Source organism: Pelomonas sp. V22 (assembly GCF_030014915.1).
Taxonomy (GTDB): domain Bacteria; phylum Pseudomonadota; class Gammaproteobacteria; order Burkholderiales; family Burkholderiaceae_C; genus JAUASW01.
In genome coordinates, this window is sequence record NZ_JAGIXS010000001.1 from 1,765,262 (window position 1) to 1,783,021 (window position 17,760).

Annotated in this window: 17 protein-coding genes; 8 read left to right on the plus strand and 9 right to left on the minus strand. The window is 68.3% G+C overall.

Annotated elements, in window-relative coordinates:
• Nucleotides 1-9 precede the first annotated feature (9 nt).
• The 4 genes from ahcY to J7U46_RS07995 all read left to right on the plus strand — a co-directional run bounded on the left by ahcY (nucleotide 10) and on the right by J7U46_RS07995 (nucleotide 3,807).
• The gene (gene ahcY / locus J7U46_RS07980) at nucleotides 10-1,437 is read left to right on the plus strand and encodes an adenosylhomocysteinase (protein ID WP_282824517.1); all 1,428 of its coding nucleotides are present in this window, start codon (nucleotides 10-12) and stop codon (nucleotides 1,435-1,437) included.
• Between the two features lie 13 nt (nucleotides 1,438-1,450).
• Nucleotides 1,451-2,224, plus strand: coding sequence for a TlyA family RNA methyltransferase (locus J7U46_RS07985; RefSeq protein WP_282824519.1), 774 nt, complete (start codon nucleotides 1,451-1,453; stop codon nucleotides 2,222-2,224).
• 5 nt (nucleotides 2,225-2,229) lie between these two features.
• Nucleotides 2,230-3,069: a methylenetetrahydrofolate reductase [NAD(P)H] gene (metF, locus tag J7U46_RS07990; protein WP_282824521.1), complete on the plus strand. Its 840-nt coding sequence runs from the start codon at nucleotides 2,230-2,232 to the stop codon at nucleotides 3,067-3,069.
• 135 nt (nucleotides 3,070-3,204) lie between these two features.
• Nucleotides 3,205-3,807, plus strand: a complete 603-nt coding sequence (locus tag J7U46_RS07995; RefSeq protein WP_282825025.1) for an OmpW family outer membrane protein — start codon at nucleotides 3,205-3,207, stop codon at nucleotides 3,805-3,807.
• A 9-nt stretch (nucleotides 3,808-3,816) separates the two neighbouring features.
• On the opposite strand, the gene J7U46_RS08000 is transcribed toward J7U46_RS07995, so the two are convergent.
• The 4 genes from J7U46_RS08000 to J7U46_RS08015 form a co-directional block, all read right to left on the minus strand.
• Nucleotides 3,817-5,094, minus strand: coding sequence for a hypothetical protein (locus tag J7U46_RS08000; protein WP_282824523.1), 1,278 nt, complete (start codon nucleotides 5,092-5,094; stop codon nucleotides 3,817-3,819).
• Nucleotides 5,094-6,290: a hypothetical protein gene (locus J7U46_RS08005; RefSeq protein WP_282824524.1), complete on the minus strand. Its 1,197-nt coding sequence runs from the start codon at nucleotides 6,288-6,290 to the stop codon at nucleotides 5,094-5,096. Before J7U46_RS08005 ends, J7U46_RS08000 begins: the two co-directional genes overlap by 1 nt.
• Before the next feature lie 100 nt (nucleotides 6,291-6,390).
• A complete protein-coding gene (pepQ, locus tag J7U46_RS08010) occupies nucleotides 6,391-7,704 on the minus strand; it encodes a Xaa-Pro dipeptidase (RefSeq protein WP_282824526.1) in 1,314 nt (437 codons plus the stop codon).
• Between the two features lie 39 nt (nucleotides 7,705-7,743).
• A complete protein-coding gene (locus tag J7U46_RS08015) occupies nucleotides 7,744-8,313 on the minus strand; it encodes a 5-formyltetrahydrofolate cyclo-ligase (protein WP_282824528.1) in 570 nt (189 codons plus the stop codon).
• Nucleotides 8,314-8,368: 55 nt separating this feature from the next.
• Here J7U46_RS08015 and J7U46_RS08020 point away from each other — a divergent pair, with 55 nt between their 5' ends.
• Nucleotides 8,369-8,764 carry a TfoX/Sxy family protein gene (locus J7U46_RS08020; protein WP_282824530.1) on the plus strand — a complete coding sequence of 132 codons (396 nt, stop codon included), beginning with the start codon at nucleotides 8,369-8,371 and terminating at the stop codon, nucleotides 8,762-8,764.
• On the opposite strand, the gene J7U46_RS08025 is transcribed toward J7U46_RS08020, so the two are convergent.
• Complete coding sequence (locus J7U46_RS08025; RefSeq protein WP_282824532.1) at nucleotides 8,754-9,287, minus strand: 5-formyltetrahydrofolate cyclo-ligase; 534 nt, start codon at nucleotides 9,285-9,287, stop codon at nucleotides 8,754-8,756. The two genes, J7U46_RS08020 and J7U46_RS08025, sit on opposite strands and share 11 nt — an antisense overlap.
• Nucleotides 9,288-9,366: 79 nt before the next feature.
• Here J7U46_RS08025 and J7U46_RS08030 point away from each other — a divergent pair, with 79 nt between their 5' ends.
• The 3 genes from J7U46_RS08030 (at nucleotide 9,367) to J7U46_RS08040 (ending at nucleotide 13,387) form a co-directional block, all read left to right on the plus strand.
• Nucleotides 9,367-11,370 (plus strand): lytic transglycosylase domain-containing protein, encoded by a 2,004-nt coding sequence (locus tag J7U46_RS08030; protein ID WP_282824534.1) that lies wholly within the window; start codon nucleotides 9,367-9,369, stop codon nucleotides 11,368-11,370.
• A 104-nt stretch (nucleotides 11,371-11,474) separates the two neighbouring features.
• Nucleotides 11,475-12,167 (plus strand): glutathione S-transferase family protein, encoded by a 693-nt coding sequence (locus tag J7U46_RS08035; protein WP_282824536.1) that lies wholly within the window; start codon nucleotides 11,475-11,477, stop codon nucleotides 12,165-12,167.
• Nucleotides 12,167-13,387, plus strand: a complete 1,221-nt coding sequence (locus J7U46_RS08040; protein ID WP_282824538.1) for a multifunctional CCA addition/repair protein — start codon at nucleotides 12,167-12,169, stop codon at nucleotides 13,385-13,387. Before J7U46_RS08035 ends, J7U46_RS08040 begins: the two co-directional genes overlap by 1 nt.
• A gap of 16 nt (nucleotides 13,388-13,403) precedes the next feature.
• On the opposite strand, the gene J7U46_RS08045 is transcribed toward J7U46_RS08040, so the two are convergent.
• From J7U46_RS08045 to J7U46_RS08060, 4 genes are all read right to left on the minus strand, one after another.
• A complete protein-coding gene (locus tag J7U46_RS08045; protein WP_282824539.1) occupies nucleotides 13,404-14,237 on the minus strand; it encodes an HDOD domain-containing protein in 834 nt (277 codons plus the stop codon).
• A gap of 100 nt (nucleotides 14,238-14,337) precedes the next feature.
• Complete coding sequence (locus J7U46_RS08050) at nucleotides 14,338-15,057, minus strand: Crp/Fnr family transcriptional regulator (protein ID WP_282824541.1); 720 nt, start codon at nucleotides 15,055-15,057, stop codon at nucleotides 14,338-14,340.
• A 113-nt stretch (nucleotides 15,058-15,170) separates the two neighbouring features.
• A complete protein-coding gene (locus J7U46_RS08055; RefSeq protein ID WP_282824543.1) occupies nucleotides 15,171-16,451 on the minus strand; it encodes a glycerate kinase in 1,281 nt (426 codons plus the stop codon).
• Nucleotides 16,452-16,453: 2 nt separating this feature from the next.
• Nucleotides 16,454-17,635 carry a urate hydroxylase PuuD gene (locus J7U46_RS08060; RefSeq protein ID WP_282824545.1) on the minus strand — a complete coding sequence of 394 codons (1,182 nt, stop codon included), beginning with the start codon at nucleotides 17,633-17,635 and terminating at the stop codon, nucleotides 16,454-16,456.
• Nucleotides 17,636-17,760 lie beyond the last annotated feature (125 nt).

Sequence of the window (17,760 nt, forward strand, 5' to 3'; positions counted from 1 at the left end):
AGCTTTGCAATGACGACCACGACGCTGTCCGCCGACCAATACCTGATCAAGGACCTGAGCCTTGCCGCCTGGGGCCGCAAGGAACTGAAGATCGCCGAGAGCGAGATGCCCGCCCTGATGGCCATCCGCTCCGAATACGCCGCCGCGCAGCCGCTCAAGGGCGCCCGCATCACCGGCTCGCTGCACATGACGATCCAGACCGCCGTGCTGGTCGAAACCCTGCAAGCCCTGGGCGCCCAGGTGCGCTGGGCCTCCTGCAACATCTTCTCCACCCAAGACCACGCTGCCGCCGCACTCGTTGCCGAAGGCACGCCGGTGTTCGCCTACAAGGGCGAGACGCTGGAAGACTACTGGGACTACACGCACCGCATCTTCGACTTCGGCCCCAAGGGAACTGCCGGCGAAGGCCCCAACATGATCCTGGACGACGGCGGCGACGCCACGCTGCTGATGCACCTCGGTCAGCGCGCCGAGAAGGACTTGTCGGTGCTGGCCAACCCGGGCAGCGAAGAAGAGCGCGTGCTGTTCGCTGCGATCAAGAAGAAGATCGCCGAAGACGGCACCTGGTACACCCGCAAGAGCGCCGAGATCATCGGCGTGACCGAAGAAACGACCACGGGCGTGCACCGCCTGAAGGAAATGTCGGACAAGGGCACGCTGCTGTTCCGCGCCATCAACGTCAACGACTCGGTCACCAAGAGCAAGTTCGACAACCTCTACGGCTGCCGCGAATCACTGGTGGACGGCATCAAGCGCGCCACCGACGTGATGATCGCCGGCAAGATCGCTGTGATCGCCGGCTATGGCGACGTGGGCAAGGGCTCGGCCCAGGCCATGCGCGCGCTGTCGGCCCAGGTGTGGGTGACCGAGATCGACCCGATCTGCGCGCTGCAGGCCGCCATGGAAGGCTACCGCGTCGTCACGATGGAATACGCCGCCGACAAGGCCGACATCTTCGTGACCACGACCGGCAATAAGGGCGTGATCCGCCATGAGCACATGGCCGCGATGAAGCACAACGCCATCGTCTGCAACATCGGCCACTTCGACAACGAGATCGACATCGCCTCGATCGAGAAGTACGAATGGGAAGAGATCAAGCCGCAGGTCGACCACGTGATCTTCCCGGACGGCAAGCGCATCATCCTCTTGGCCAAGGGCCGCCTGGTGAACCTGGGCTGCGGCACGGGCCACCCGAGCTATGTGATGTCGTCCTCGTTCGCCAACCAGACCATCGCCCAGATCGAGCTGTTTGCGCACAAGGACGCCTATGCCGTGGGCAAGGTTTACGTGCTGCCCAAGCACCTGGACGAGCACGTGGCGCGCCTGCAGCTGAAGACGCTGAACGCCCAGCTGAGCGAGCTGACGGACGAGCAGGCGGCCTACATCGGCGTGCCCAAGGTCGGCCCGTACAAGCCCGACACCTACCGCTACTGACGGGCAGGCCTCCATGCGCGCTGACCAGGCGCTGCTCGGCCTCGGCCTCGCGCCCACCCGGTCCGCCGCCCAGCGGCTGATCGCGGCGGGTGCGGTCGAATGGCGCTCCGGCGCCAGCTGGGTGGCGATCAAGAAAGCCGGGGCTGAAGTGCCCGAGGGCGCGGAGCTGCGCGTCAACGACGACGCGGAGCTGCGCTATGTCTCGCGCGGCGGCTTGAAGCTGGAAGGTGCGCTCGCGGCAGCGCCGCTGTCGGTGCAGGGGCTCACCGTGATGGACGTCGGGCAGAGTACTGGCGGCTTCACGGATTGCCTCTTGAAGCATGGCGCGGCGCGCGTGGTCGGCATCGATGTCGGCCACAGCCAGGTGCATGAATCGCTGCTGGCCGACGAACGCGTCGTCGCGCTGGAGAACCTGCATGTGCGCGAGCTGATCGGTTCCAGCTTCGCTGAACATGCGCCGAAGGGCGGCTTCGAGCTGATCGTCGGCGACTTGAGCTTCATCTCGATGCTGGGCGTGCTGCCACACCTGCAGCATTGGCTGGCACCCCAGGGCCAGGTCTTGCTGCTGATCAAGCCGCAGTTCGAGCTCGGAAAGAAGGCGCTCAACAAGGGCGGGCTGGTCAAGGACGCGGCCCAGTATGTGCAGCTGGAAGCTCAAGCCCGCGAGGCGGCCGCCGCGCTGGGCTGGCAGGTGCGCGGCTGGTTCGACAGCGCCATCACCGGTGGCGATGGCAACAGGGAATTCTTCCTGTGGGCAACCGCAGGGCATGCAGACAAGAAGGAATGACGACGATGACGACGCCCGTGAGTTTCGAGTTCTTTCCGCCCAACACGCCGGTGGGCGCCGAGAAGCTGAAGACCGTGGTGCAGGAGCTGAGCGTCCTGAACCCGCAGTACTTCAGCGTCACCTATGGCGCCGGCGGCTCCACGCGCGACAAGACCCTGGCCACCGTGATGGACATTGCGGCCACCGGCTTCGAAGCCGCGCCGCACCTCTCTTGCGTGGGCTCCACGCGCGAGAACATCGCCGAGATCCTGGCCACCTACCGCGCGCAGAACATCCGCCGCGTCGTGGCGCTGCGCGGCGACCTGCCCAGCGGCACGGCCACGGCCGGCGAGTTCCGCTACGCGGCCGAGCTGGTGCGCTTCATCCGCGAGACGCAAGGTGCCGACTGGAAGATCGAGGTGGCGGCCTATCCCGAGTACCACCCGCAGCAGCGCTATGCCGCCAAGGACCTGCAGCACTTCGCCGACAAGATGCGCGCCGGCGCCAGTGCCGCCATCACCCAGTTCTTCTTCAACCCGGACGCCTACTTCAACTTCGTGGACGAGGTGCGCAAGCTGGGCGTTACGCAGCCCATCGTCCCGGGCATCATGCCCTTTCACAACTATGCGCGCATCGCCCAGTTCGCGCAGCGCGACGGCATCGACATTCCGCGCTGGGTGGCCTTGAAGATGGAAGGCTTCATGGACGACAGCGCCTCGATCCGGGCCTTCGGCCTCGATGTGATGACGCGCGTCTGCGAGCGCCTGATCGCCGGCGGCGTGCCGGGCATCCACTTCTATACGCTCAACCAATCCGGCCTGACGCTGGAGTTGTGCAAACGCCTCGGCCTGGACGCCAAGTCTTGATCTGAAACAAGAGCCGTCGCTGACGGCGATCAAGTCCCGGACGCCCTTGTGTCACCTCAAGGGTTAACCCGGCACGTAGCGATTCAATGACTTCCATCGGGAATGTTCCCGCTCAGCAAAAGGAGTCATTGAATGATCGCCAAGAAGATTGCCAGCCTCGTCATCCTCGCCGCCTGCAGCACGGTGGCCACTGCCGCCGAGGGCCCGCTGATGGTCCGCGTCCGCGCCGTCCACCTCGACTCGGCCAACGGCGACAACACCGGCCTCGGCCTGTCGGTCAACAACAAGACCTTGCCCGAGGTCGACTTCAGCTACTTCCTGACGCCCAACGTGGCGGCTGAGTTGATCCTGACCGTGCCGCAGAAGCACACGATCTACTCGAACGGCGTCGAGATCGGTTCGCTGAAGCACCTGCCGCCGACGCTGTCGCTGCAGTACCACTTCGCGCCTGATGCCACGTTCCGCCCCTATGTGGGCCTGGGCGTGAACTACACGAACTTCTCCTCGGTCAAGTTCGCTCCAGCCATCGTCACGGCCCTCGGCCCCAATGTGAAGCGCAGCAGCTGGGGCCTCGCCGCCCAGGTCGGCGCCGACATCGAGATCAGCAAGGGCACCTACCTGAACATCGACCTCAAGAAGGTGCAGATCGAGACCGACGTCAGCTCCAAGGGCAACAAGGTCGGCACCTTCAAGGTCGACCCGCTGCTGGTCGGCGTGGGCCTGGGCTGGCGCTTCTAAGCTGGCCGCCTAGCGGTAGCGCTGGGTCGGCGAGAGCCGGCGCAGCGCGTACTTGATCAGCCGGTCCTGCTCGTCGTAGAGCGTGACCAGCTCAACCACCTCGAGCCCGGGCTGGCCCAGGGTCGCGCCGGCCGCCCCAGCCGCTGTATCCGAGGCCGCCTTGGCGGCCGCGGATGCCGCAGCGGCCTTGTAGGCTGGCAGCTTGGCCAACAGCGCCATCAGTTGCGCAGGCGAAAGCTTGCTGAGGTCCTGCGACGGGAGTTGCGCCAGCACCTCGGGCGGCAGATCGGGCGGCAGCAGGGTTTTCACCCTCAGATGCCGCAGCAGGCGACGCCCGCTGTCGAACTTCTTCTCGTCGGCCTTGCCCAGACGCTCGCGCAGTTGCTCAGGCCGCGTCGCACCGGCTTGGAGCTCTCGCGCAGCCTGCGCCAGCGGATGATCCGAGGCGAGCAAGGCCGCGTCCACCGGTTGCTGGGGATCGTCGGCAAACTCCAGCACCACCCGGGTCTCGTCCGACCAGCGCTTGTCGCCCATGGGCAGGCGGAACATGCGCTCGCGCAGCAAAAAGCCCCAGTCGTACTGCGCGCCCGAGCCCTCGGTCAGGCCCTGCAGCATGGCATTGCTCAGGGCCATCCGGCGCTCGCCATCGACCAGGGTGACGGCAAAGAGGGCGCGGTCGGCAAAGCTGCTGCCGCTCGAGTAGCTGTTGTCGCAGCTGTCGGGCTCGGACGTCAGGGCCCGCACCATGCGGCCCAGGAAACCGATCTTGTCGCCCCGCGCCACGCCGCTGGCAAAGCCGACCTTGCATTGCAGCCGCAGGTCGCCGAGGCGCCGCTCATTGGCCGGCAGGCCCGGCGTGCGGATGTCGGCGCGCCAGGTGACGCGGCCGTCCAGCAGTTTGCTCTTCAGCTCGGTGGCATCGGGGTAGCGGTTCCAGGCCGGGTCGATGGTGAAGTTGTCCTCGGCATCGAGCGGCACCGGCACGCGGCCCTGGCGCGTGACCAGGGCCAGGTTGATTCTCTGCTGATGCTCGGCCAGCGTGCGGGCGTAGACCTTGAACTTCAGCTCGGCCTGCTGCGCCAGCGCGTGATGCTTCTTGAACAGATCGCGCGCCTCGTACAGCGTGGCCAGCGTCTTGAGCTCACGCTGTGCCGTGGACTCGCCTTGCACTTCGACCTTGGCCAGTTGAGCCTCGGGTTTCGGCTGGGAGGCCGCTGCGGGAGGCTCGGTCTGCGCCAGGCAGCCCAGCGAAAGCTGCGAGAGCAAGAGCAGTACAACGACGCGCATCACCAGCGTCCTCCTGGCAGCATCTGGTACAGGGCGTACTTCATGAGCCGCCCCTCGGGATCGAACAGCAGGACCAGCTCGAGCGAGCTGGCGTCGATCTTGATCGTCTGCCCGCTGCCGGGCTCGGCCGCAGGATCGGGCAGGCGCTGGGCCGGCACTTCTTCCAGGTAGCGAGCGATTCGGCGGCCGCTCTCGAAGGTGAACTCATGCGCCTTCTTGCCCAGCAGCTCTCGCGCTTCATCCGCCGTGGTCTTGCCGGCCTGCAGGGCACGGGCGGCGACGGCCAGCTTCTGCGGCAGGTTCAGCAGCCTCTCGTCGGCGGGTTTGGCCGGCTCGTCCGCGAACTCCATCACCACCCTTGTGTCGTCCGGCCAGCGCTTGTCGCCAAAGGGCAGTCGGAACATCTGCTCGCGCAGCAGAAAGCCCCAATCGAAATTCTTGCCATCGCTGCCGCCTGCGAGCTGGTGCAGCATCAGCTGAGACACATGGACACGGCGCTCGCCATGCGCCAGGCTGATGGCAAACACCGGGCGATCGGCAAAGTTGCTTCCGCTGGTGAATCGGCTGTCGCAGGGATCGACGATGGGTGTCAGCAGCTTGGACACGATCAGCGGCAGGCTGCTGCGAGCCACGCCGCTCTCGAAGCCGACCCGGCATTGCAGGCGCAGATCGCCGAGGCGGCGTTCGTTCGCGGGCAGGCCCGGCGTGCGAACGTCGGCGCGCCAGCTGACACGGCCGTCCAGCAGCTTGCTGCGCAGTTCGGTGTCGGGGTCCATCTGCCGCCAGGCCGGATCGATGACGAAATTCTGATCGCCATCCAGCGGCACCGGCACCCGACCCTGCTTGGTCATCAGGGCCAGGTTCATCTTCTGCTGATGCTCGGCCTGGGTGCGCGCATAGACCTTGAACTTCAGCTCGGCCTGCGGCGCCAGGGCATGGTGCTTCTTGAAGAGGGCCTCGGCATCGAACAGCTGTTCCAGCGTCTTGCGCTCGCGCCGGGCGGTGGACTCGCCCTGCACCTCCACCTTGGCCAGCTCGGCGTCCGGCATGGACGCTGGCTGCGATGCCGCCGATGCCGCCGATGCCGGCAAGGCCAGTGGCTCGGGAGGCGGCTCGACCTGCGTCTGGGCCCGGCAGGCGAGCGAGATCAGGGCGAGGGACAGCAGCGGTACAGCACGCAGAGGCAGAAGCTTCATGGGCAGGTGGAGGGCTTGGAAAGGCCGCGACTCTACCGGGTTAGCCGATCCTGGCCATCGGGTGCCGACGAACTGCAGCCCCGCCCTCCTCAAATGCAGTTCAGGCCGCTGCTCCGAAAGCATCGCGGGTCATGTTTTCCGGCGCACCCTCGGCACGGCAGGCCACGTCGTCCTCGATGCGCACGCCGCCATAGGGCAGCAGGCGCTCGACCTTGGCCCAGTCCACCGCCGCCGCGTTCTTGGAGGCACGCAACTGCTTCAAGAGCGTCGGGATGAAATACAGGCCCGGCTCGATCGTCACCACCATGCCGGCTTCGAGCTTGCGGGTCAGGCGCAGGTAGCGGTGGCCCTCGGGCTTGGGCGAGACGGCGCCCGTTTCATCGGCCATGAAGCCGCCGATGTCATGCACCTGCAGGCCGAGCAAGTGGCCGATGCCATGCGGCATGAAGATGCTGGACACACCCTCGGCCACGATAGCCTCGGCGCTCATCTTCACGAAGCCTTGCTCCGACAGGATCGCAGCCAGGCGGCGGTGCGTGCTCAAGTGGATGTCGCGGTAGTCGGTGCCGGCGCGCACCTCGTCCACCAGGGCCAGCTGGGCCGATTCCATCGCCGCCAGCAAGGCCTCGAATTCCTCATGGCCGCCGCGGCTCCAGGTGCGCGTGATGTCGCTGGCATAGCCATTGACCTGGGCGCCCGCATCGATCAGGAAGCTGCGCGGCTGGGCGGGCGCCTGCGCATCCTGGTACTGGTAGTGCAGCACCGCGCAGTGCTCGTTCAGGCCCACGATGTTGGTATAGGGCAGGTCGCGGTCCGTGTGGCCGGTGGCGGCCAGGTAGGCGCGATGAATGTCCAGCTCGGAGGCGCCGGCCATGAAGGCATCGCGGGCGGCCAGATGGCCTTGCACCGCGCGGCGCGAGGCGGCGCGCATCTGCTCCAGCTCGTATTCGCTCTTGATGGCACGCGGGTAGTGCAGCAGGTGGAGCAGTTGCTCGGGGTTGTTGGGCACCACGCCCGCCAGCGCCGCATCGGCCTCGCCGACGATGGCCAGGCGACCATGGCCCTGCAAATGCGTGGCCGCGTCGGCCGGGTCGCTGATGACGACGATGTCGAAGTGCTCGACCCAGTAGCCGCTCGGTGCCTCGGGCGGCACATGCCAGTAGTCGTCCGGCTGGTAGTACACGAGCAAGGGCTTGCGCCCTGGGCGTATCAGCAGCCAGCTGTTCGGATGCGCGTTGAGCGGCAGCCAGTGCTTGAAATGCGGATTGGGCTGGAACAGGTAGGGCCGGTCGTCCAGGAAGGCGAACTTCTCGATGCCGGAGGCGATGGCCAGCGCGTCAAAGCCGCTGCGGGCCAGCGCATTCGTGGCGCGCTGCTGCAGCTGGGCAATGTGTTGGGCGTAGAGCGTAGTCATGCCGGCATTGTGTCGCAGGCCGCACAACCCGCCACCGGTTCAGCCGTTCACGTCCCAGACCACGCCCTCCTCGGTCAGCATGGCATCGAGCGGCACATCGTGCGGCTCGGCCTTCAGCAGCGGCTGGAAGCCATGCGCATAGCCGATGCCGGCCGTGGCCGGGCGCGGCTGCAGCGCGGCCAGCGTGCGGTCCATGAAGCCGCCGCCATAGCCGAGGCGCAGGCCGCAGGGCCCGTAGCCCAGGCAGGGCACGATCACCAGCTGCGGCTCGAAGACTTCGGTGTCCTTGGGCTTGGGGATGTCGTAGGCATCGTCTTCCATCGGGCAGCCCGGGTACCAGACGTGAAAGCGCAAGGTGCCATGCTCGCGGTCCACGACCGGGAGGCCAATGCGGCGGTCGGGATGCGCCTCGCTCCAGCGGTACAGCGCCGGCAGCGGATCGAACTCGCCCTTGATCGGCCAGTAGGCGCCAATGGTCTGCTCCGGCCGCCGCACCAGCCAGACCCGCAGCACGCTTTGCAGTTGCTCGGCCAGCTCCAGCCGGCCGGGCAGGTCGAGCCGGTCCTGGATCAGCTTCTGGCGCAGGGCATGGCGATCGTTCAAATCCACGGCTTGTGACTCCGGACAACGAGTTCGGGCGATTGTGGCCGACTACGATAGATGCATGAACGCGCGCAACGAATTCGTCGCCCATTGCACCGAGTTGCTGCAGCTGCTAGGCAGCGTGCGCTCGCGCCGCATGTTCGGCGGCCACGGGCTCTATGTGGATGATTTCTTCATCGCCATCGTGGCCGGCGACCAACTCTTTCTGAAGACCGACGAGCAAACCCGCAGCCGCTTCGAGGCCGAGGGCTGCACGCCCTTCTGCTTCCCGCAGAAGGACGGCGAGCTGGTGTCGACCAGCTACTTCAGGCCACCCGAAGAGGCGCTGGAGTCGCCCGCCCTCCTGCAGCCCTGGGCTCGCCTGGCGCTGGATGCCGCCTTGCGCGCCGCCCAGGCCAAGACGAGCAAGACGCCCAAGAAGCCCAAGGCAGCGCCGAAGAAAGCCCTCAGGGGCTGATCAGCTCGGTCTCGGTCAGCACCAGGGTGAGGGCCTGGTCATGCGGCTCGATGGCGAACTGCGTGCGGCCGAGGTTCCAGGCCAGGCCCACGCTGATCACGCCAGGATGGGCGGCCAGCCAGCGGTCGTAATAGCCGCCGCCGTAGCCGAGACGGTAGCCCTCGGCCGTGAAGCCCACGCAGGGCACCAGCACCACATCGGGCTGCACGGCCGCGCCGGCGCTGCTGCCGATGCCGCATTCGTCCTGCACGGCAGGCGGCTGGCCGTCCCAGCGGCGGTAGTCCATGCGGCGCGGGTTCTTGTAGGCGAAGGGCAGCGCCAGCGGGCAGGCCAATGCCTCGGTGTGGGGCAGCAGCGCGTCCACTGCGTTAAATTCCCCGTCCAGTGGCCAGTACAGGCCCAGGCACTGCGGCTCCAGCTGCTCCAGCACCTGGTGCAGCGAGCGGCCGAGGGTCAGCGCGGCCGCATGGGTGGCCGGCGTGGCGGCCCAGGCTTTGCGGCGCGCCAGCAACTCTTGCCGCAATTCGCTCCGTGAATGCGGCACAGGGGGCTGGGGCTGTGGCACTGTGGCGTTCATATCGAAGATGAAGAAGCAGTTGTAGATGATCAAGACGAGCCGCAAGCGGGCCTTGGCCTGGGCAGTATATGGAGCAGCGCTGCTGCTGACCGCCCCCGCCTTCGCCGCCCCCAGCCCCGAACCCATGAACCAGGCCAAGCAGGCCCTGGACAAGCGCGACCGCAGGCAGCTGGCCGCCCTCAGCGCCCAGGCGCAGAGCGAGCAATACCTGCTGGCTCCCTGGATCGCCTACTGGGACATCGGCCTGCGCCTCGCCGAGGTCAGCCCGGGCGAGGTCGAGGCCTTCTACACGCGCTGGCGCGGCAGCTATGTGGAAGACCGGCTGCGCAACGACTGGCTGCTGGAACTGGGCAGGCGGCGCGACTGGAAAAACTTCGTCCAGGACTACCCGCGCTTCAAGATGAATGACGACCGCGAGGTCAGCTGCTATGCCCTGCTGACCGAGCACCAGGCCGGCCGCGACGTCAAGGCCCAGACCCGCGCCACCTGGCTCGCGCAGCGCGACGGCGACGACGGCTGCACACTGCTGGCCACCACGCTGTATGAGGCGAAGAAGCTGCGCCAGGACGATGTCTGGCTCAAGCTGCGCTATGCGGTCGAGGCCAACAAGCCGCGCGCGATCAGGCAGGCCGGCGCCCTGCTCGGCAAGCCGACCCTGAAATCGCTGGAGGAGCTGCAGGACCGTGCCGGCAAGTTCCTCAACCGCCGCCCCGCCCTGCCGCAACGCAGCCAGCAGGAGTTGACGACGCTCGCGCTGATACGCGTGGCCTCCACCGACCCGGCCCAGGCGGCCGAACTGATGACGAGCCGCTGGGAGAAGAACCTGCCCGACGAGCTGGCCGCCTGGGTCTGGGCCCAGATCGGCCGCCAGTCGGCCTTCAAGCAGCAGGCCGAGGCGCAGGGCTATTTCCAGCGCGCGCTCAGGCTGCAGGGCAAGGACGCCATCGAATGGAGCGAGGACACGCTGGCCTGGGCCGCGCGCGCCGCACTGCGCGTCTACGGCACGGGCCGTGATGCCGAGCTGCTGCAGGCCATTGCCCGTCTGGGCCCGCAGGAGGCGCGAGACAACGCCTGGCAATACTGGCGCGCCCATGCCCAGCTCAACACCGCCCCGGCCGGCGCACCCGGCGATGCCGAGCGGGCCCAGGCGCGCGAGCAGCTGCGCCAGTTGGCCTCGCCGCTGCACTTCTACGGCAAGCTCGCGGCCGATGAGCTGGGCCTGGTGCTCAGCCTGCCTCCGGCGCCGGCGCCCCTGACCACTGTCGAGCGCGAGCAGGCCGCCGCCAACCCCGGCCTGCAGCGGGCGCTGGCCCTCTTGCAGCTCGGCTGGCGCAGCGAGGGCGTGCGCGAATGGAACTTCACGATGCGCGGCATGGGCGACCGCGAGCTGCTGGCCGCCGCCCAGTTGGCCTGCGACCAGGAGGTCTGGGACCGCTGTATCAGCGCCAGCGAGCGCAGCAAGGTCGAGATCGACATGGCCCAGCGCTTCCCCACGCCGCTGCGCGCCCAGGTGCTGGCCACGGCCGCCGAGGTCGGCGTGGACCCGGCCGCCGTCTACGGCCTGATACGCCAGGAATCGCGCTTCGTGCACGACGCCCGCTCGCATGTGGGCGCCTCGGGCCTGATGCAGGTGATGCCGGCCACGGCCAAGTGGCTGGCCAAGAAGAACGGCATCGAGTACCGCGTCGGCGACCTCAGCGACCGCGACCGCAATCTCTTGCTCGGCACGCATTACCTGAAGATGGTGCTGGACAGCTTCGAGGGCTCGCTGCCGATGGCGGCGGCGGCCTACAACGCCGGCCCCTCGCGGCCGCGCCGCTGGCGCGACGGCCCGACGCTGGACGCCGCGATCTGGGCCGAGACCATCCCGTTCAACGAGACGCGCGACTACGTCAAGAAGGTGCTGTCCAACACCACCCTCTACGCCCAGCTGCTCGGCCGGCCCAAGCCGCTGCTGCGCGAGCACCTGGGCCGCACCATAGGCCCGCGCGAGGCCAGCTCGGCCGCCCTCGGCAGCGATCTGCGCTGAGCGCCGCGCCGCGTCTCAATACCGGCCTCGCCCATGACTCGCGTTGCCCGGGGTCCGATGGCCCTAGCATGCGGGCCAGCAACGGCTATCCAAGGAGACCTTCCATGCGCCTGATCATCGGCAACAAGAACTACTCGTCCTGGTCCATGCGCCCCTGGGTGCTCCTGACCGAGCTCGGCATCCCCTTCGAAGAGCACAAGGTGCTGTTCGACTTTGCGCCCGGTTCGCCCTTCTACACCGCGCTGCAGGGCGTGGGCCCGGCCGGCCGCGTGCCGGTGGCGGTGGAGGCCGATGGCTTCTCGGTCTGGGACTCGCTGGCCATCATCGAATACATCGCCGACCAGCATCCCGACAAGGCCGTGTGGCCGCTGGCTGCCCGCCAGCGCGCCACCGCCCGCGCCCTCTGCGCCGAGATGCACTCTGGCTTCGGCAAGCTGCGCAGCCTCTGCCCCATGAACATCGAGGCCGAGCTCCAGGCCCTCGGCCCCAAGCTCCTGGCCGAGGAGCCCGGCCTCGCCGCCGACCTGGCCCGCATCGATGCGATCTGGAGCGAGCAACTGGCGGCCCAGGGCGGCCCCTTCCTGTTCGGCGAGTTCACGGCCGCCGACGCCTACTTCGCGCCGGTGGTGATGCGCGTCACGCGCTACGGCCTGCCGCTCTCTCCCGCAGCAGCTGCCTACGTGAAGCGCATGGAGGCAACGCGCTCGGTCAGCGCCTGGGTGGCGGACGCGCTGGCCGAGCATGTCTGGGTGCCCGAGGACGAGCCCTACCGCACGGCGCCGCCGACAATGGCCTGATGCAGATCTATCAAGTCGGAGGCGCGGTGCGCGACCGCCTGCTCGGGCGGCCCGTGTCGGACGTGGACTGGCTGGTCGTCGGCACCAGCCCTGAGCACATGCTGGCGCAGGGCTATCTGCCAGTGGGCAAGGACTTCCCGGTCTTCCTGCATCCGCAAACGCATGAGGAATACGCGCTGGCCCGCACCGAGCGCAAGACCGCGCCCGGCTATCACGGCTTCGCCTTCCATGCCGCGCCCGACGTGACGGTGGAGCAGGACCTGGCCCGCCGCGACCTGACGATCAATGCCATGGCGCTGGACGCGGACGGCCAGCTGATCGACCCCTACGGCGGGCAGCAGGACCTGCAGGCTCGCGTGTTCCGCCATGTGTCCGAAGCCTTCGCCGAAGACCCGGTGCGCATCCTGCGCCTGGCCCGATTCGGCGCCCGCTTCCCCGACTTCGAGGTGGCGAGCGAGACGCAGGCGCTGATGCAGGCCATGGTGGCGGCCGGCGAGGTCGATGCGCTGGTGGCCGAGCGCGTCTGGCAGGAACTCGCACGCGGCCTGATGGAGGCGCGACCCTCGCGCATGGTCGAGCTCTTGCGTTCCTGCGGCGCCCTCGCCCGCCTGCTGCCCGAGCTCGAAGCGCTGTTTGGCGTGCCGCAGCCCGCCGAACACCATCCGGAGATCGACTGCGGCATCCATGCGCTGATGGTGCTGGACCAATGCGCGAAGGTCGATGCGCCGCTGCCGGTGCGCTTTGCCGCGCTCTGCCACGACCTCGGCAAGGGCGAGACCCGCAAGGAAGAACTGCCGCGCCACATCGCCCACGAGGGCCGCAGCGCGCGCCTGGCCAAACAGGTCAGCGAGCGCTGGCGCGTGCCGCGCGACTGCGCCGAGCTGGCCGAGCTGGTGGCGCGCGAGCACACGCATGTGCACCAGAGCCTCGGCTTTTCGCCGGCGGCGCGGCTGCGCCTGATCGAACGCAGCGATGGCCTGCGCCGGCCCGAGCGCTTCGAGCAAATGCTGCAGGCCTGTGAGTGCGATGCGCGCGGCCGCCTCGGCCTGGAAGCGCGCGACTATCCGCAGCGTGCCCTCTTGCAGCGCGACCTGGCTACGCTGCTGGCGCTGGACCTGGCGGCCGTCTCGGCCGACGCGCTGGCCCGCCATCTCAAGGGCGCGGACATCGGCCGCGCCGTGCAGGCCGCGCGGCTGGCGGCCCTGGAAGCTTTGGATTGAGCGCTGAGCTGAGGGGTCAGCCCAGCATCGAATCCACATCGCTGGCCACGTCGCCGGCGGCCGCAATCTTGGCCTCCAGGTAGGCCAGGTCCAGGTGCAGGTGCTCGACCAGCTCGGGCACGGCGGTCTGCAGCGCCACGGTGGGCGTGATCTTCTGCTCGGCCGCGTCGGCCAGCACCTCGGCCAGGTGCAGCACGGCCGCCATCAGCGAGAACGGGCGCAGCTCCAGCGGGTTGTTGGCCAGGCGGAAGGACTCGGTCAGCGGCGCCGGGAAGTGCCAGTGGCTGGCCAGCGAGGCGGTCACGTCGGCATGGGTGCAATCGAAGCGGTGCTGCTCCAGCGAGAAGCGGCTGCCCGGCTCCTCGGCATGCGCCTCCACATCGGCCACCAGCTCGGGCTCGGTCATCGCCATCAGCAGCTGGCCGGTGCGCAGCATCAGGCCGGCGAGGTAGGCGGTGTCGGCATCCAGGCGCACCACGTTGGAGAGGATGCGGGCATAGGCCGCCGTGCTGACGCTGTGGCGCCAGAAGCGCGTGCGGTCCAGGCCCTTAACCACCGGGAAGGCGCCGGCCAGGCAGGCGCCCAGGGCCAGGTTGCGCAGCGTGTCCATGCCGAGGGCGGCGGCCGCGTCCTGCAGGCTGGCGATCTGGTGCGAGGGGCTGTAGCGGGCCGAGTTCGCGAGGCGCAGCACCTTGGCGGCCAGCGTCGAATCCTTGCCCACCAGCTCGGCGATGGTGCCAAGGCTGACGTTGTCGTCATCGAAGCTCTTCAGCAGCCGGCTGGCCACCTCGGGCATGGCCGGCAGGGCGGCGTTCTTGTGGAAGAATTTTTCTGCGGCTTGGGCGCTCATGCTCGGCTCCGAACGAATTGTTGTTGAGCCAGTCTAGAGAGGCTGGGCGCACCTGTCCAAGAGGGTCTGCCCCGCTGTGGCGGGACTATTGCGCAGAACCTCAGACTGCCGCTGCCTCGCGCTGCAGAGCAGGCAGGTCGAGCAGCTGCACGCGGTAGCCCTGCACCTCGATCAGGCCCTTGCGCTTCAGCTCGCGCATCATGCGCGACAGCGTTTCGGGCGCGATGGCCAACTGGGCTGCGATGTCGCGCTTGCGCTCGTTCAGCTGAACGAGGGCATGGCCGTTGACGGCATGCTGCCGCTGGTGCTGCAAGAGCCAGGCGGCCAGGCGCTTCTCGGCGCCTTTGTGCATCAGCTCCTGTGTGGCGGCGGTCAGGCGGTGCACCTGCTGGGCCAGCGCCTGCATCAGGCCTTGCTGAAGCGCCGGTTCACCCAGCATCAGCGCGCGCAGCGGTGCCACCGGCAGGTAAAGCACGGTGGCGCGCTCCAGCGCCCGGGCGTCCTGGGCATAGCTGCCACCGAGCCAGGCGCTGCTGAGGTCCAGCCATTGCGGCGCACGCACGCTGCGCTCGAGCTGGAAGCCTTCGGAGGTCTGCAGGCCGAGGCCCACCACGCCCTCAACCACCGCCACCAGCTCGGTGGCCGCCAGCTGGCGCGACAGCACGCTGGCACCGGCATCGATGCGCCGCCGCACGCCCAGGGCCTCGATCTGCGGCAGCAGCTCGGGCAACTGCGCCGCCGCGCCACCCAGCAGGGCGGGCCAGGCGCTGGCCTCGATGGGAGCGAGGCGGGATCCGTTGTGCTTGGTCGATGTGTCCACGGCGTTTTCGGGGGGCTGTAGGCGGATGCCTCACTGTCAGCCAAGCCGCAGGCCCTGACCTTGTGCTTTATCAAAGCCCTTGCGCGCGGGCCTCTGGTCAGGGCCGACCCAAGTCAAAGGACCAGCAGCGCCCGGAAATCATTGACGTTGGTGAACGTGGGCCCGGTCACCACCAGGTCACCCAGCGCGGCAAAGAAGTCGTAGGCGCAATTGGCCTGCAGCAGCTCGCGCGGCTTCAGGCCCAGCGCTGCGGCGCGGGCCAGGCTGTCGGGCGTGACGAGGGCGCCGGCGTTGTCCTGCTTGCCGTCGATGCCATCGGTATCGGCTGCCAGCACGTAGATGCCGCCCTCGCCCTGCAGGGCCAAGGCGCAACCAAGCAGGAACTCGCCGGCCCGGCCGCCCCGGCCCTCACGGTTGCGCACGGTCACCGTGGTTTCGCCGCCCGAGAGCAGCACGCAGGGCCGGGCAAAGGGCTGGCCGCGCCGCGCGCTGGCCCGGGCCAGCGCTGCGTGCATGGCGCCGATGTCGCGCGATTCGCCCTCGATCTCGTCGCTCAGCACATGGGCCGCGAGGCCCAGTGCGCGAGCCGCCTCGGCTGCGGCCTCGAGGCTTTGCAGCGGCGTGGACAGCATGCGCAACTCGTGGCCGGCGAGGCGCGGGTCGCCGGGCTTGGGGGTTTCGAAGGCGCCGCTCTGCAGGCCGACGCGCGCCGCCTCGGGCAGCGCGATGCCATAGCGGCCACAGATGGCCAACGCATCGGCGCAGGTCGTGGGGTCGGCCACCGTGGGGCCGCTGGCGATGACGGCCGGGTCGTCGCCCGGCACATCGCTGATCGTCAGCGTCAGCACGCGGGCTGGTGCGCAGGCAGCGGCCAGCCGCCCGCCCTTGATGCGTGAGAGATGCTTGCGCACGCAATTCATCTGCGCGATGTCGGCGCCGCTCTCCAGCAGGGCGCGGTTGAGCTGCTGCTTGTCGGTGAGGCTCAGCCCTTCGGCCGGCAGGCTCAAAAGGGCCGAGCCGCCGCCGGAGATCAGGCAGATCACCAGGTCGTCGGCCGTCAGCCCCTGCGTCAGGGCCAGCATGCGCCCGGCCGCCTGCTGGCCGGCGGCGTCGGGCACGGGATGGGCGGCCTCGACCAGCTCGATGCGGCGCGGCGCATAGCTCGGCGGGCAATGGCCATAGCGGGTGATCACCAGGCCCGACAGCGGCGCCTCGGCCGGCCAGGCCGCTTCCAGCGCCTGGGCCATCGCCCCGCCGGCCTTGCCAGCCCCCAGCACCAGCGTGCGGCCCTTGGGCGGCGGCGGCAACCGGGCGGCCAACACGCGAGCCGGCAGGGCTCGCGCCACCGCCACCTCGTAGAGATGGCGGAGCAAGGCGCGCGGGTCGTCGAGCATGGCTAGCGGCTTTGTCGGGACTCGAACCAGCGGCCCAGCAAGGCCCGCTCGGCCTCAGTGATGCCGGTGGCGTTGTTCAGGGGCATGGTCTTTTGCAGCACGGCCTGCTGGTAGATCGCCGCCGCGTGGCTCTGGATGGCTTCGACGCTGTCGAGCCGCATGCCCTTCTGCGCGGCGATGCCGGTGTGGCAGGCGATGCAGCGCGCATCGACTACCGCCTTGACCTCGGCCAGCGTCGGCACGGGTGCAGCGGCCTGCGGCTTGGGCGCCATCCACACGATCAGCCCCGCCAGCAGGGCCACAGCGCCCGCCACCAGGCCCCAGCTGTTGACGCCCTTGTGGCGCTTGACGAAGAAGGTCCGTATCAAGACGCCCGCCGCCATCAGCACACTCAGCACAATCCAGTTCTGCGCATGGCTGTAGAGCATGCCGTAGTGGTTGCTGAGCATGGCGATCAGCACCGGCAGGCCGAAGAAGGTGTTGTGCACGCTGCGCTGCTTGCCGCGTTGCCCGTGAACCGGGTCGACCGGCTGGCCGGCCCGCATGTCGGCGATCACCTGCTTCTGGCCCGGGATGATCCAGAACAGCACATTGGCGCTCATCATCGTGGCGATCATGGCGCCGACGATCAGAAAGGCCGCGCGGCCCGCAAACAGCTGGCAGGCGGCCCAGGCGGCGATGACGACAAAGACCGCGACGAGGCCGAGCACGAGGCCGTCGTTGCCGATGGAGCCGTCTTTCTTGTGTCCGAAGCGGCGGCAGATCTGGTCGTAGACGATCCAGCCTGCGGCGAGGAAACCGAGTGCCGAAGCAATGGCTGCCGGCGGCCCCCAGTCATGCACCCGCTTGTCGATCAGGAAGCTGCTCGCATTGAAAAGGTAGAGCACGACGAAGAGCGCGAAGCCGCTCATCCAGGTCCAGTAGCTCTCCCAGTAGAACCAGTGCAGGTGCTGCGGCAAGTTGGGCGGCGCCACCATGTACTTCTGCGGGTTGTAGAAACCGCCGCCATGGACGGCCCACAGCTCGCCATCCACGCCCTTGCCCTTGAGCTCCAGCGAGCTGGGCTTGACGAGGTGGTTGTCGAGCCAGACGAAGTAGAAGGAGGCGCCAATCCAGGCGATGACGGTGATGACGTGGAGCCAGCGCAGCAGCAGGTTGGCCCAGTCGAGCAGATAGCTTTCCATTGCGGAACTACAGGTGCTGGAGCCGGCTCACCACAGGCGGGCGCTGTGAACCGTGACAGGTCGCGCTACGGGCTTTGCGTGTTGAACGAAAGCCCGGCGCCGCTGCGACGCAGTACGAATGCGAG

Bases quoted from the DNA above. Each gene is read 5' to 3' on its own strand.
- J7U46_RS08040 (WP_282824538.1), top strand. From the start codon at position 12,167: ATGCAGATCTATCAAGTCGGAGGCGCGGTGCGCGACCGCCTGCTCGGG.
- J7U46_RS08020 (WP_282824530.1), top strand. From the start codon at position 8,369: ATGAACGCGCGCAACGAATTCGTCGCCCATTGCACCGAGTTGCTGCAG.
- J7U46_RS08030 (WP_282824534.1), top strand. From the start codon at position 9,367: ATGATCAAGACGAGCCGCAAGCGGGCCTTGGCCTGGGCAGTATATGGA.
- J7U46_RS08005 (WP_282824524.1), bottom strand. From the start codon at position 6,290: ATGAAGCTTCTGCCTCTGCGTGCTGTACCGCTGCTGTCCCTCGCCCTG.
- J7U46_RS08000 (WP_282824523.1), bottom strand. From the start codon at position 5,094: ATGCGCGTCGTTGTACTGCTCTTGCTCTCGCAGCTTTCGCTGGGCTGC.
- J7U46_RS08060 (WP_282824545.1), bottom strand. From the start codon at position 17,635: ATGGAAAGCTATCTGCTCGACTGGGCCAACCTGCTGCTGCGCTGGCTC.
- J7U46_RS07985 (WP_282824519.1), top strand. From the start codon at position 1,451: ATGCGCGCTGACCAGGCGCTGCTCGGCCTCGGCCTCGCGCCCACCCGG.
- metF (WP_282824521.1), top strand. From the start codon at position 2,230: ATGACGACGCCCGTGAGTTTCGAGTTCTTTCCGCCCAACACGCCGGTG.
- J7U46_RS08045 (WP_282824539.1), bottom strand. From the start codon at position 14,237: ATGAGCGCCCAAGCCGCAGAAAAATTCTTCCACAAGAACGCCGCCCTG.
- pepQ (WP_282824526.1), bottom strand. From the start codon at position 7,704: ATGACTACGCTCTACGCCCAACACATTGCCCAGCTGCAGCAGCGCGCC.
- J7U46_RS08035 (WP_282824536.1), top strand. From the start codon at position 11,475: ATGCGCCTGATCATCGGCAACAAGAACTACTCGTCCTGGTCCATGCGC.
- J7U46_RS08055 (WP_282824543.1), bottom strand. From the start codon at position 16,451: ATGCTCGACGACCCGCGCGCCTTGCTCCGCCATCTCTACGAGGTGGCG.
- ahcY (WP_282824517.1), top strand. From the start codon at position 10: ATGACGACCACGACGCTGTCCGCCGACCAATACCTGATCAAGGACCTG.